The sequence below is a fragment of the Aurantimonas sp. Leaf443 genome, assembly GCF_001425575.1.
Taxonomy (GTDB): Bacteria; Pseudomonadota; Alphaproteobacteria; order Rhizobiales; family Rhizobiaceae; genus Leaf443.
Window position 1 is genome coordinate 695,418 of record NZ_LMRD01000001.1, and the last position, 13,412, is coordinate 708,829.

The 13,412-nt window shown below is 69.6% G+C and carries 10 protein-coding genes; 6 read left to right on the forward strand and 4 right to left on the reverse strand.

Annotated features, from left to right (window positions below; genetic code table 11):
• The first annotated feature begins 102 nt into the window (after positions 1-102).
• The 4 genes from ASG48_RS03110 to ASG48_RS03125 are packed head-to-tail and all read left to right on the forward strand — an operon-like array spanning position 103 to position 5,870.
• Entirely contained in the window at positions 103-1,263 is a 1,161-nt protein-coding gene (locus tag ASG48_RS03110; protein ID WP_055844963.1) for an AI-2E family transporter, read from the forward strand.
• Positions 1,264-1,271: 8 nt separating this feature from the next.
• A complete protein-coding gene (locus ASG48_RS03115) occupies positions 1,272-1,958 on the forward strand; it encodes a hypothetical protein (RefSeq protein WP_055844966.1) in 687 nt (228 codons plus the stop codon).
• Positions 1,959-1,990: 32 nt separating this feature from the next.
• A complete protein-coding gene (locus ASG48_RS03120; protein ID WP_244486710.1) occupies positions 1,991-4,363 on the forward strand; it encodes an RNA degradosome polyphosphate kinase in 2,373 nt (790 codons plus the stop codon).
• On the forward strand, positions 4,311-5,870 hold the full coding sequence (locus ASG48_RS03125) for a Ppx/GppA phosphatase family protein (protein WP_082529191.1): 1,560 nt from the start codon (positions 4,311-4,313) through the stop codon (positions 5,868-5,870). The genes ASG48_RS03120 and ASG48_RS03125 overlap by 53 nt, the downstream gene beginning before the upstream one ends.
• A 58-nt stretch (positions 5,871-5,928) precedes the next feature.
• Here ASG48_RS03125 and rnd read toward each other — a convergent pair whose 3' ends face one another.
• Entirely contained in the window at positions 5,929-7,080 is a 1,152-nt protein-coding gene (rnd, locus tag ASG48_RS03130; protein WP_055845454.1) for a ribonuclease D, read from the reverse strand.
• A 214-nt stretch (positions 7,081-7,294) separates the two neighbouring features.
• Here rnd and aspS point away from each other — a divergent pair, with 214 nt between their 5' ends.
• The gene (gene aspS / locus ASG48_RS03135; protein ID WP_055844969.1) at positions 7,295-9,139 is read left to right on the forward strand and encodes an aspartate--tRNA ligase; all 1,845 of its coding nucleotides are present in this window, start codon (positions 7,295-7,297) and stop codon (positions 9,137-9,139) included.
• A 109-nt stretch (positions 9,140-9,248) separates the two neighbouring features.
• Positions 9,249-10,055: a DUF2076 domain-containing protein gene (locus tag ASG48_RS03140; RefSeq protein ID WP_082529192.1), complete on the forward strand. Its 807-nt coding sequence runs from the start codon at positions 9,249-9,251 to the stop codon at positions 10,053-10,055.
• Positions 10,056-10,079: 24 nt separating this feature from the next.
• On the opposite strand, the gene ASG48_RS03145 is transcribed toward ASG48_RS03140, so the two are convergent.
• The 3 genes from ASG48_RS03145 to ASG48_RS03155 form a co-directional block, all read right to left on the reverse strand.
• Complete coding sequence (locus tag ASG48_RS03145) at positions 10,080-10,622, reverse strand: 2'-5' RNA ligase family protein (protein WP_055844976.1); 543 nt, start codon at positions 10,620-10,622, stop codon at positions 10,080-10,082.
• Complete coding sequence (locus ASG48_RS18910) at positions 10,619-12,067, reverse strand: diguanylate cyclase (RefSeq protein ID WP_055844979.1); 1,449 nt, start codon at positions 12,065-12,067, stop codon at positions 10,619-10,621. Before ASG48_RS18910 ends, ASG48_RS03145 begins: the two co-directional genes overlap by 4 nt.
• Before the next feature lie 101 nt (positions 12,068-12,168).
• Positions 12,169-13,368: a hypothetical protein gene (locus ASG48_RS03155; RefSeq protein ID WP_055844982.1), complete on the reverse strand. Its 1,200-nt coding sequence runs from the start codon at positions 13,366-13,368 to the stop codon at positions 12,169-12,171.
• Positions 13,369-13,412: the final 44 nt, after the last annotated feature.

Genomic DNA, 13,412 nt, shown 5'->3' on the forward strand with positions numbered 1-13,412 from the left:
TGGACCGGCCGACCTTGACCGGGGGCGCCGCGGCTTCCTATCTCGTCGGACGCAATCGGGGTGCGGCTTCGGCCGGCCCGCGCGATGGGGAAGCTTGAAGAGATGTCCGATCGCAGCGCGCTCCTTCGCCGGCAGATCCTCTTCTGGAGCGGTTCGGCCATCGTCTTCGCGCTGCTCCTGTGGCTCTTCTCCGGCATTCTCCTGCCCTTCGTCCTGGGCATGGTGATCGCCTACTTCCTCGACCCCGTCGCCGACTGGATGGTGCGGCGCGGCCTCTCGCGCGTGGCCGCGACCCTCCTCATCCTCGTCCTCTTCATTTTCGTCTTCACCGCGGCCGTCCTCATCGTCGTGCCCGTGGTGGGCACGCAGATCGCGAGCTTCGCCCAGCGCGTGCCGGACTATCTGAACCGGCTGCAGGAACTGGCGGTGCAGGCGCGCACGGGCCCGCTCGCCTGGATGTTCCCCCCAGGGGACGAGACGAGCCTTCGCCAGGACTTCGCCAACATGGTGAGCCAGGGCACGGGCTTCGTGACGTCCTTCCTCGCCTCGCTCTGGACCTCTTCGCTGGCGGTGGTGAACTTCCTGTCGCTCTTCGTGGTGACGCCGGTGGTCGCCTTCTACCTGCTCCTCGACTGGGACCGGATGATCGACCGCATCGATTCCTGGGTGCCGCGCCAGCATGTCCACACGGTGCGGCGCCTCGCCCGCGACATCGACCGGGCGGTGGCCGGCTTCGTGCGGGGGCAGGGCTCGCTCTGCCTCATCCTCGGCAGCTTCTACGGCATCGGCCTGACGCTGGTCGGGCTCAATTTCGGGCTCCTCATCGGCCTCTTCGCCGGCTTCATCTCCTTCGTGCCCTATATCGGCTCGGCGCTGGGGCTGGTCCTCTCGGTCGGCATCGCGCTCGTGCAGTTCTGGCCGGAATGGCCGTGGATCCTGGCGACGGCGGCGGTCTTCTTCGTCGGCCAGTTCATCGAGGGCAACATCCTCCAGCCCAAGCTCGTGGGCGCCTCGGTCGGGCTGCATCCGGTCTGGCTGATGTTCGCGCTCTTCGCCTTCGGCGCGCTCTTCGGCTTTGTCGGCCTCCTCATCGCGGTGCCCGCGGCGGCGGCCATCGGCGTCCTCATGCGCTTTGCGATCGGGCAATATCTCGACAGCGAGATGTATTCCGGCCGGCTCGTCTCCCCGGCGCCGGCCGAGCCCCGGCTCACGGCGTCCGGCCTCGTCATCACCGAGAGCGGGCCGCGCGGCGAGGAGCGGTGAGAGATCCCATGGCGGGACCCGCCCAGATCCCCCTCGACCTGCCGCATCTCGATTCGCAGGCCCGCGACGACCTCGTCGTCTCGCCCTCGAACAGGATGGCGGTGGAGGCGGTGGATGCCTGGCCGGACTGGCCCCATCCCGTCCTCGTCGTGGTCGGCCCGCCGGGCTCGGGCAAGACGCATCTGGCCAGCGCCTTCGTCGCCGAAGCCGGCGCGATGCCCTTCCGGCCGGGAACCGAGCTTTGCGCCGAGCCGGGCTTTCGCGTCGTGGTGGACGACATCGACCGGCCGGGATACGACGAGGCCGAACTCTTCGGCGTCGTCAACGCGGCGCGCTCCGGGCGCGGCTTCGTGCTGGCGACGTCGCGCGTCCCGCCCGCGGCGATTCCCTTCGCGCTCCCGGACCTCAAGTCGCGGCTGAAGGCGGCGGGCGTCGTGGAGCTCGGCGCACCCGACGACATCCTGCTGTCCGGCGTCCTGATGAAGCTTTTTGCCGATCGCCAGCTGGAGGTGGACCCCGGCGTGGTGCACTATCTGGCCGCGCGCATGGAGCGCTCGCTGGAGGCCGCCCGAACGATCGTCGGGCGCCTCGACAGGGAGGCTCTGGCCACGCGCGGCGCCGTCACCCGCCGTCTGGTGCGCCGCATTCTCCAGGCCGAGGAGGAAGGGGAAGCGGACGTCACACGAACGTCGTGAGCATGCTCTAGGGCCGACCGAGGAGAACGACCATGGATGCACCTTCCCCCAAGCCCGAGCGCGTCCCCCGGCCGCGCAAGGCGCCGGCGCGACGCGCCCTGGTGAAAGCGGCGCCCGGTGAGCCGGCCTTGGTCGTGGAGCCTGTTGCGGTGGAGAGCGCGGCGATGACGGACGACGGTACGGCGACCATGAGCGAGGCTTCGGTCATCCTGGAGACGACGCCCGCCGAGGTGGCGGAAGCGGCGGCGGCCGCCAATCCGAGCCCCAGCGAACTGCCGGCCGACCGTTTCGTGAACCGCGAGATCTCCTGGCTGCAGTTCAACCGACGCGTGCTGGAGGAATCGCAGAACGTCAACCATCCGCTCCTGGAGCGCGTGCGCTTCCTGTCGATCTCGGCGGGCAATCTCGACGAGTTCTTCATGGTGCGCGTCGCCGGCCTCGCCGGTCAGGTGCGCGCGCGCATCGCCGTGCGCAGCGCCGACGGCCTGACGCCGCAGGAGCAGCTCGACCGCATCCTCGAGGAGGTCGGCCGCCTGCAGGAGGAGCAGCAGGCCTCGCTGGCCGAACTCGTGAAGGAGCTGCGTCAGGCCTCCATCCACATCGTGGGCGCGGGCGAACTCCGGAAGGACGACCGGGCCTGGCTCGAGAAGACCTTCGCCGAGCAGATCTTCCCGGTGCTGACGCCGCTGTCGATCGATCCGGCGCACCCGTTCCCCTTCATTCCCAATCTCGGCTTCTCCATCGCGCTCGCCCTCGTGCGCGAGCGCGATTCGCAGGCCATGAACGCGCTGCTGCGCCTGCCGACGGCGCTCCAGCGCTTCGTGGAGATGCCGACCAACGAGGCCGGCCTCGCCCGTTTCGTGCCGCTGGAAAGCGTGGTCGCGCTCTTCATCGGCAAGCTCTTCCCGGGCTACCGGGTGAAGGGCGCCGGCACGTTCCGCATCATCCGCGATTCCGACATCGAGGTGGAGGAGGAGGCCGAGGACCTCGTGCGCCACTACGAATCGGCACTAAAACGGCGGCGGCGCGGCTCGGTGATCCGCATCGAGTTCGATTCGGTCATGCCCGAATCGCTGCGCAACTTCGTCGCCGGCGAGCTGGAAGTGCCCGAGAACCGCGTTTCCGTCATGGACGGGATGCTGGCGCTCGATTCGGTCTCGCAGATCTGCCGCATCCCGCGCGAGGAGCTGAAGTTCGCGCCCTACATCCCGCGCTTTCCCGAGCGCATCCGCGAGCACAATGGCGACTGTTTCGCCGCCATCCGCGAGAAGGACATCATCGTCCACCATCCCTACGAGTCCTTCGACGTCGTGGTGCAGTTCCTGCGCCAGGCCGCGCAGGACCCGAATGTCGTCGCCATCAAGCAGACGCTCTACCGCACCTCGAACGACAGCCCGATCGTGCGCGCCCTGGTGGACGCCGCCGAGGCCGGCAAGTCCGTCACCGCGCTCGTGGAACTGAAGGCGCGTTTCGACGAGGAGGCCAACATCAAGTGGGCGCGCGACCTGGAGCGCGCCGGCGTGCAGGTGGTGTTCGGCTTCATCGAGAAGAAGACCCACGCCAAGCTCTCGCTGGTCGTGCGCCGCGAGGAAGGAAAGATCGTCTCCTTCGTGCATGTGGGCACGGGCAACTACCATCCGATCACCGCGAAGATCTACACGGACCTGTCCTACTTCACGACAGACCCGGATATCGCGCACGACGTCTCGCATATCTTCAACTACATCACCGGCTATGCCGAGCCGACGGAGCTGAAGAAGCTGGCCGTCTCGCCGCTGACGCTGCGCAAGCGCATTCTCGGCCATATCGAGGAGGAGGCCGAGCACGTGCGGGCCGGGCGCCCCGGCCAGATCTGGTTGAAGATGAACTCGCTGGTCGACCCGACGATCATCGACGCGCTCTACCGCGCGAGCCAGGCGGGCGTGGAGATCGATCTCGTGGTGCGCGGCATCTGCTGCCTGAAGCCGCGCGTACCCGGCCTGTCCGAGAACATCCGCGTCAAGTCCATCGTCGGACGCTTCCTCGAGCACAGCCGCATCTTCTGCTTCGGCAACGGCCACGGGCTTCCGTCCGAACACGCCATCGTCTACATCGGCTCGGCGGACATGATGCCGCGGAATCTGGATCGTCGGGTGGAGACGCTCGTGCCGCTCACGACGCCCACCGTTCACAGCCAGGTTCTGTCGCAGATCATGCTCGGCAACATTCTGGACAACCAGCAGAGTTGGTCGGTCTCCGCCGACGGAACTTCGCGACAGATCGTGCCCCTGCCGGGCGAGCAGCCCTTCAACGCGCAGCGGTACTTCATGACGAATCCCAGCCTGTCTGGGCGGGGAAAGGCCCTGAAGTCGGATGCACCCAAACTCATCGCACGCCAAAGGGCCGAACATTCGCGCTTCGACTGACGCACTCCCCGCGGGACGGCTGCCCGGCGAGAAGCCGGTCGCCGTCATCGACATCGGGTCGAACTCCATCCGCCTCGTCATCTACGAGGGCAATCGCCGGGCGCTGACGGTCCTCTTCAACGAGAAGGTCCTGAGCGGCCTCGGGAAGGGGCTCGCCCGCACCAACCGGCTGGACGGGCAGGCGGTGGAGAGCGCGCTGCAGGCGCTCGCCCGCTTCCGCCAGCTCGCCGAACATGCCGGGGTGGAGGCGATCCACGCCATCGCCACGGCCGCCGCGCGCGAGGCGACCAACGGGCCGGACTTCGTCGCCGCCGCGCAGGCCGCCCTCGGCCAGCCCATCGTCATCCTTTCCGGCCAGGACGAGGCGCGCTTCGCCGCCGAGGGCGTCATCGCCGGCTTCCACCGGCCGGACGGGATCGCGGGGGATCTGGGCGGCGGCAGTCTCGAACTCGTGGACATCCGCGACGGCGGCTTTCGCGACGGGCTGACGCTGCCGCTCGGCGGCCTTCGCCTGCGCGATCTCTCCGACGGCGACATCGCCAAGGCGCAGAGCGTCGCCGACAGCCATGTCGGGGCCTGCGGCCTCGGCGGGCAGGCGGAGGGGCGGGCCTTCTACGCCGTCGGCGGAACCTGGCGCAACCTTGCCCGCCTCCACATGGAGCAGGTCGGCTACCCGCTGCACGTGATGCACGGCTACGAGATCGCCACGCCGGTGATGGACGCGTTTCTCGGCGCCGTCATCAAGGGCGACGTGGAGAAGCTGCCGGGCATCGCCGCCGTGTCGAAGTCGCGCCGGCCGCTCCTGTCCTTCGGCGCCGTGGCGCTGCGCTCGACCATCCGCCACCTGAAGCCCTCGGTGATCGTCCTCTCCGCGCTCGGCGTGCGCGAGGGCTATCTGCACGGGCTCCTTGGCGAGGAGGAGCGCGCGCGCGACCCGCTGATCGAGGCGGCGCGCGAATTCTCCTGGCTGCGCGCCCGCGCGCCGGCCCATTCGGACGAACTCGTCGCCTTCGTCTCGCGCACCTTCGCCACGCTCGGCGTCGAGGAAAGCGAGAACGAGGAGCGCCTGCGCACCGCCGCCTGCCTCCTCGCCGATATCGGCTGGCGCGCCCATCCGGACTATCGCGGCAGGCAGTCCTTCTCGATGATCGCCCATGCCGCGCTGCAGGGCATCGACCATCCCGGCCGCGTCTTCATGGGCCTGACCAACTACTACCGCCACGAGGGCGGCTTCGAGCCGGGCATCATTCCAGAGCTCGAGGCTTTGCTCGACGCGGGGCTGACCCAGCGCGCCAAGCTTCTGGCCGCGCTGATGCGCGTCACCTTCCCGATGACGGCCGGCATGCCCGGCATTCTCGAACAGCTGCGCTGGGCGCAGGACCCGCGCGGCGGCTTCACCCTCGTCGTGCCGCAGGCCCTCGGCGCCCTCGTCGCCGAGAAGCCGGTCTCCCGCCTGCAGCAGTTCGCCCGGATGGTCGAGAAGACCCTGCGCCTCGAAGTGCGCTGAGGCCCGCCGCGGGCGGGCCCGCGGGCTATCGCAAGCGCAGGCCGCCCGCTCGCGTTCCTCAGCCCGGCAGGTCGACCAGTTCCACCTTGCGGTCGCGGAAGACGAGCGCGGTGCGCCCTTCCAGGAGCTGGAGCGCGCGCTGGCCGAAGATCTCGCGGCGCCAGCCGGAGAGGGCGGGGATATCGGCCTCCTCGCCCTTGGCGGCGAGGCGCTCCAGGTCGTCGCCGGACGCGATCATCTTGGCGGCGACGCCCTCCTCCTCCACGATGATGCGCAGCAGTACCTTCAGGAAGTCCACCGCCGCCGCGGTGCCCTCGGGCAGCTGCGGCGGGCGGGGCACGGGCGGCAGCTCGGCCTTGGGCACGGCATGGGCGCGGGAGATGGCGGCGAGGATGCCGCGGCCGGCCTGGCTGCGCTCGAAGCCCTTGGGGATGGTGCGCAGGCGCGACAGCGCCTCCTCGTCGCGCGGCTGCTGCTGGGCGATCTCGAAGAGCGCGTCGTCCTTCAGGATGCGCCCGCGCGGCCGGTTCGTCTCGCGCGCCTCGCGCTCGCGCCAGGCCGCCAGCTCCTTCAGCGCCTGCAATTCGATCGGCTTGCGCACGCGCATCTTGAGGCGCCGCCAGGCGTCGTCCGGGTGGAGGTCGTAGGTCGCGGGGTCGGAAAGGACCGCCATCTCCTCGGCGAGCCAGGTGTCGCGCCCGCGCCGCTCCAGCTCCGACAGGAGGAAGCGGTAGACGTCGCGCAGATGCGTGACGTCGGCGAGCGCGTAGTCGAGCTGCTCCTGCGTCAGCGGCCGGCGGCGCCAGTCGGTGAAGCGCGAGGTCTTGTCGATCTGCCCGTCGGTCGTGCGGGCCACGAGCTGGTCGTAGGCGATCGAATCGCCGAAGCCGCAGACCATGGCCGCGATCTGCGTGTCGAAGAGCGGGGCGGGGATGACCTCGCCGAGCTTCCAGACGATCTCGAGGTCCTGGCGCGCGGCGTGGAAGACCTTCACCACGTCCGGGTCCGCCATCAGCGCGAAGAAGGGCGTGAGGTCGAGGTCGCCGGCGATCGGGTCGACCAGGACGGCGAGGTCGTCGGAGGCCATCTGCAGGAGGCAGAGCTCCGGCCAGAAGGTCGTCTCGCGGATGAACTCGGTGTCCACGGTCACGAAGGATGCGCGGGCCAGCCGCTCGCAGGCTTCGGTCAGGGCGGCAGTCGTCGTGATGATCTCCATGGCTCCTTCTAGGACGGTAAGGTTCTCGGTCAAAGACCCCGCGGCACGGCACCGTGTGGAAATCTGCGCCGCGGCGGGCCATCCTTGACAGACGGGGGGCGCCATGCGCTTTTCCGCGCGCATTCAAGAGCCTTGCGCCCGACGCGTTTCGGGCGGCAGTCGCGCGCGCCCTCGGGCGCTGCGTCGCCGGACAGCCAGAGAGACAGCCATGCACCGCTATCGCAGCCACACCTGCGCGGCCCTTCGCAAGACCGACGTCGGCGCCAATGTCCGCCTTTCCGGCTGGGTGCATCGCGTGCGCGACCATGGCGGCCTGCTCTTCATCGACCTGCGCGACCATTACGGGCTGACGCAGATCGTCGTCGATCCCGATTCCCCGGCCTTCAGGACGGCCGAGACGGTGCGCGGCGAATGGGTGATCCGCGTCGACGGCGAGGTGAAGGCGCGCGGGGCCGAGACCGTGAACCCGCGCCTGCCGACCGGCGAGATCGAGCTCTTCGCCCGCGAGATCGAGGTGCTGGGTCCGGCCAGGGAACTGCCGCTGCCGGTCTTCGGCGAGCCCGACTATCCGGAAGACATCCGCCTCAAGTACCGCTTCCTCGATCTGCGCCGCGAGACGCTGCACAAGAACATCATGCGCCGCACGCAGGTCGTCTCCGCCATGCGCCGCCGCATGGGCGAGATCGGCTTCAACGAGTTCCAGACGCCGATCCTGACGGCCTCCTCGCCCGAGGGCGCGCGCGACTTCCTCGTGCCCTCGCGCCTGCACAACGGCAAGTTCTACGCCCTGCCGCAGGCGCCGCAGCAGTACAAGCAGCTCCTGATGATGTCGGGCTTCGACCGCTACTTCCAGATCGCGCCGTGCTTCCGCGACGAGGACCCGCGCGCCGACCGCTTCTACGGCGAGTTCTACCAGCTCGACGTGGAGATGAGCTTCGTCGAGCAGGAGGACATCTTCCAGACGATGGAGCCGGTGATCCGCGGCATCTTCGAGGAGTTCGCCGACGGCAAGCCCGTGAGCGAAACCTTCCGCCGCATCCCCTATGCCGAGTCGATGCGCAAATACGGCACCGACAAGCCGGACCTGCGCAACCCGATCGAGATGCAGGCCGTGACCGAGCATTTCGCCGGCTCCGGCTTCAAGGTCTTCGCCACCATGATCGCGAACGACCCGGCGGTGGAGGTCTGGGCGATCCCGGCCAAGCGTAAGGATAGACAGGATCCTATCGGTCGCGCGTTTTGCGATCGGATGAATGCTTGGGCGCAGGGGGAGGGGCAGCCAGGGCTTGGGTATATATATTGGAAAGAGGACACCAGCCTGTCGTCCGTCGGAACCTTGGCTGATTGGAATTCGCTATCAGGGCTTGGCATGGGCCCGCTCGCCAAGAACATCGGCGAGGAGCGCACCGCGGCCATCGCCGCCCAGCTCGGCCTGGGCGCCGGCGACGCCTGCTTCTTCGTGGCCGGCAAGCCGGAGAAGTTCACGGCCTTCGCCGGTCTCGCCCGCACCCGCGTCGGCGAGGACCTGAACCTCGTCGACCGCGAGCGGTTCGAGCTCGCCTGGATCATCGACTTCCCCTTCTACGAATGGGACGAGGACAACAAGAAGGTCGACTTCGCCCACAACCCGTTCTCGATGCCGCAGGGCGGCATGGAGGCGCTCGAGACGCAGGAGCCGCTGTCGCTCAAGGCCTATCAGTACGACATCGTCTGCAACGGGTTCGAGATCGCTTCCGGCGGCATCCGCAACCAGCTGCCGGAGGTGATGGTCAAGGCCTTCGAGATCGCCGGCTACACGCGCCAGGACGTGGAGGATCGCTTCGGCGGCCTCTACCGCGCCTTCCAGTACGGCGCGCCGCCCCATGGCGGCATGGCGGCCGGCGTCGACCGCATCGTGATGCTGCTCTGCGGCGTGAAGAACCTGCGCGAGATCGCGCTCTTCCCGATGAACCAGCAGGCCTTCGACCTTCTGATGGGCGCGCCGGCGGAAGCGACACCGGTGCAGCTGCGCGAACTCGGCGTGCGCCTCGCCCCCGTCGCCCCGAAGGCCTGAGGCCGCTCCATCACGCAGCCGTGAAGCTTCGCGTGATGGAAACGGCCCAATCCGCTCCGCATATCACCCGCGCGCCGCGATCGGCGGCGCAGGCGCTTTGCGGAGCGAGATGGATATGGACGCCAACGAGAAACGCCTGATCGAGGGCCTCTTCGCAAGGCTCGGCGAGACGAGCCGCACGGCGCCGCCGCCGGACATCGAGGCGGATGCGGCCATTCGCGACGCCGTGCGGCGCCTGCCCTCGGCGCCCTATTACATGGCGCAGACCATCCTCGTGCAGGACCACGCGCTCGCAGCCGCCAGGACCCGTATCGAGGCGCTGGAGGCACGGGTGGCGGCGCTGGAGGACGAGCGCGAGTCCGCGCCGTCGGCTCCGACGCGCGGCGGCTTCCTGTCGGGCCTTCTCGGCCGCGAGGAACCCGCCGAACCGGGCGCGCCCTGGGGGCGGCGTGTCGGCACCGGCGTTCCGTCCGCCGGCCTCTCCGCACCGCGTCCGGGCCCGGCGTCGGCGCCCGCGGCCTACGTTTCGCCCGCTCCCTATGCGGCGCCGAGCTCCGTCGCGGCGCCGGGCGGCGGCTTTCTCGCGGGCGCCGCGCAGACGGCCGTGGGTGTCGCCGGAGGCGTCATGCTGGGCTCCATGCTCGGCAGTCTCTTCGGCGCGCACCATCCGTTCGGCGGTCTCGGCAGCGGCCTTGGCGCGATGCCGGCGGACGTGACGACCATCACCGACAATGTCTTCGTGGAGCAGCCGGACGCGGCCCCGCCTGCTGCCGATGCCGGCTCCGACCTGCAGCAGGCCGAGTTCCAGCCCGGCAACGCGGACTATTATCAGGAGGCGTCCGCCGATCTCGGCACGGATCCCGGCATCGACGCCGGCGACCAGGATTTCGGCGACGGCGGGTTCGATCAGGTCTGAGCGACCGGCCGGCGCGGGCGGCCGTCAGTCCTCGCCGCGCACGCCCTCGAAGGGGAAGGCGCCGGCCGCTTCCCAAGGGCCGCCGCGATAGTGCCAGAGGAGGAGCCCTGTGGCCGAGAGGTCGAAGGGCTCGAACTCGGCCTCGAGCTCGGAGAACAGCGCCTTGGCGACCGGCGCCGGCGCCTTGTTCTGGATCGTCACATGCGGCTGGAAGCGCTGGGCGTCCTGCGGCGTCAGCCAGGATGAGAACCGCGCGGCGAGCTCTCCGCGCAGCGCGACGAGGGAGGGCGAGGCGATGGAATAGGCCGTGCCGTAGCCGAGGAAGCGCAGGCCCTTCACGGAGAGCCGGAGCTGCGGCGTGGCGCGGGAGACCTCCACGAGCGTCGCGGCCACCGCCTCGGCCTCCTCGCCCGGCAGCTTGTGGAACAGCGTCAGATGCGCGGGAATGTGATTGCGCGCCGACGGGAAGTGTCGGCGGCGCATGGCGTCGAGCCGCGCGAAGCTCGCAGCCTCGAAGCCGAGCGTCACGATGAGGGGCGCGGCCTCCCCGGATGCGGCTTCGCTCATGCCGAGCGCCGCGCGAGGGCGAGCCCGCGGCGACCGTTCGCATCGGGTTCGCGGGCCGCGGGCGGCAGGGCCTGCGGCGCGGCCACGGCGACGCTGCCTTCGGGACCGGATTTCGCCCGGTAGAGCGCCGCGTCCGCCCGGTCGAGCGCGACCGGGGCCGGCCATCCCTCGCCGGGAATGCCGACGACGCCGACCGAGGCGCTCACCCGGACCTCGGCCTGCGACAGCTGCATCGGCGCGGCGATCGTCTCCACGAGGCGCTCGCAGGCGGCCTGAGCGTCCGCGTCCGCGAGGCCGGGCATGAGCATGGCGAATTCGTCGCCGCCCAGGCGGAAGACCGTGTCCTGCGCGCGCACCGCCGCGCGCAGGCGCTGCGCCACCTGGCACAGGACCTCGTCGCCGGCGGCATGGCCGAGCGTGTCGTTGATGGGCTTGAAGCCGTCGAGATCGAGGCAGGCGACGGCCGCCCGGCCCTTGGCCGTCGCCGCGCCGAAGCGGGGTTCGAAGAGGCTGCGGTTGGGGAGGCCGGTCAGGAAATCGTGCGTCGCCGCCTGGCGCATCTCCCGCTCGCGGTTCACCAGCGTGCGCGCCGTGATGCGCGAGATGCGCAGGGTGAGGACCGCGCCGAGCGTGAAGGCGAGAACCGAGACGACGATGAGCGGCAGCGAGCGCATCACCATGTCCGAGGCCGGCCGTGGCGCCTGCCAGGACAGGAGCATCGGCTCGCCGTTCTGCCGCCGCGCGATCGGCACGCTCGCCCGGCCTGGCGCCACGGCCCCGCCCGTTGTCAGGCGCGGATCGTCGAGCAGGAAGCGGTCGCCGAAGACGCCGACGAGACCGCCCTCGATCGGCATGACCGTGAGGAGGATCGGCGCCTTGCCCACGGGCATGGCCGTGCGGAAATCGGGCTGGAAGAGGCTGGCGGTGATGAGCACGGCCTCGTTGCCGACCACCTCCATGCGGCTCGAGGCGACGGCCTTGGGAATGCCGCCGTCCTGCGGCCGCCTCTCGCGCCCGCGCACGCTTTCGAGCATCGGCCAGGCATCGGCGAGGATGGCCTGCGTGCCCCGCGCGAAGAACGGGCGCCCGGCGACCGAGGGATCGGACATGGCGAAGAACAGCCCGTCCGATCCGTCGATCACGGCCACGAAGCGGTGGGCGGACGTGCCGAGGACCGAGCGGCCGATATTGCGCTCGGTCCATTCCAGGTCGGGCTCGTTGTCGATCTTGGCGATCGGCTCGTCCCAGATCGTCCAGGAGGAGAGGGCGATCTCGACATCCGCGATCCACAGCGCGACGTTGCGGGCCACGATCGTCTCCTCGCGCAGCCGCGCGGCCGTGTCGATCTGGGCCGCGCCGTAGAAGGGCAGCGTCGCCGTCGCGACGAGCACGAGCGCGAGGCCCGCGACCGCCGGGCCTATGAGTTTCACATGGACAAAGCGCATGATGCGGCCCGAGGGATTCGTCGTGCCGCACCATAGGAAGGTTCGACTTACGATCGCGTTACGTGACCCTCGGAAAGGCCTGCGATCCGCGGGCGGGCGCTCTACTGGTCCGTGCCGGCCTCGTTGGCCGTGACGTCGAGCGCGAGCACGGCCGGCAGCGTCTGCGGCGCGCCCATGGCCGCGCCCATCACCTGCGTCGCCGGGATCGGCCGCTCGGGCGCGATGCTGACGGAGAGGGATTCCGGCGCGTCGAGGAAGGCCGAGACCGCGCTCGTCACCTTGGTCTGGAACTCCGGGTTCTGCAGCGAGGCCAGCACCGCAGGCACCATGCCCTTCAACGCCTCGACGAGCTGGTCGCGCGTCTGCCCGTTCTGCTTGGCGTAGTAGTCGAGGAGCTTGCCCGTGAGCGAATCGTCGACGTAGGTGATGTCGGCCTTGTCGATGTAGAGCTGCGAGATGAGCCCCAGCATCGCCATGCCCGCTCCTTGCGAGTTCTGCGGGTTGGCCGCCATCTGCTGCTGCATCTGGCGCAGCGAGGTGATGAAGGCGGGCGTGTAGCCGGAGATGGCGTAGGTGAAGGAGAGGCTGCCGGCATTCTCCACGTCGAGCTTGAAGGGTTCCAGCGTCAGGGTGCCGCCCTTCGGCTCCCAGTTGGCCGCCCCGTTCAGCGCGCCCTTGAGGCTGGAATAGCCGATGTCGCGCATCGCGGTCGGCCCGGCGGCGGGATCGCCGGAAAAGTCGACGTCGAAGGACGCGACGTCGAAATCGGTCGACAGGGCCGAATCGGCGCCGACCTCGTTCTCGACGGTGGCATCCGACACCGACAGGATCCGGCGCCCGTCGCGCTCGACGCTCATCGAGCCGAGTTCGAGCTTGTCGAAGAAGAAGTCCGAGGCGAGGAGCGCCGGCACCGGCGTCTTGGTCGTGTCCGTGCCGGCGATGCGCAGGCCTTCCAGCACCATGCCCGTGGCCTGCACGCGGCTCCCCTCCGACATCTCGTCGATGTTCTGGATCGGCACCCGCTCGACCAGGAACCCCTCGCTCGCCGAGCCCGTCACGCCCTCGAAGGTCGCCTGCGCGATCTTCTGCTCGGTATTGCCCTCGAGCGAGAGGCCCTTCAGCACGACGGTCTCGCCCTGCGCCTCGGCACTGTCGTAGGCGAGCGTCACGCCGGCATTCCCGGCGATCGCCTTCAGCCGGTCGCCGAAGGCCTGCGCGTCCACCGCCAAGGCGCTGGCCGACGACAGGAGGACGAGGAGGGACGCGCCGGCGGCGGCGCGCAGACCGGTCCTGAAAACCATGGGGATGACCTTTCGTCTCGAAAAAACAGGCGCTGCGGACCGGC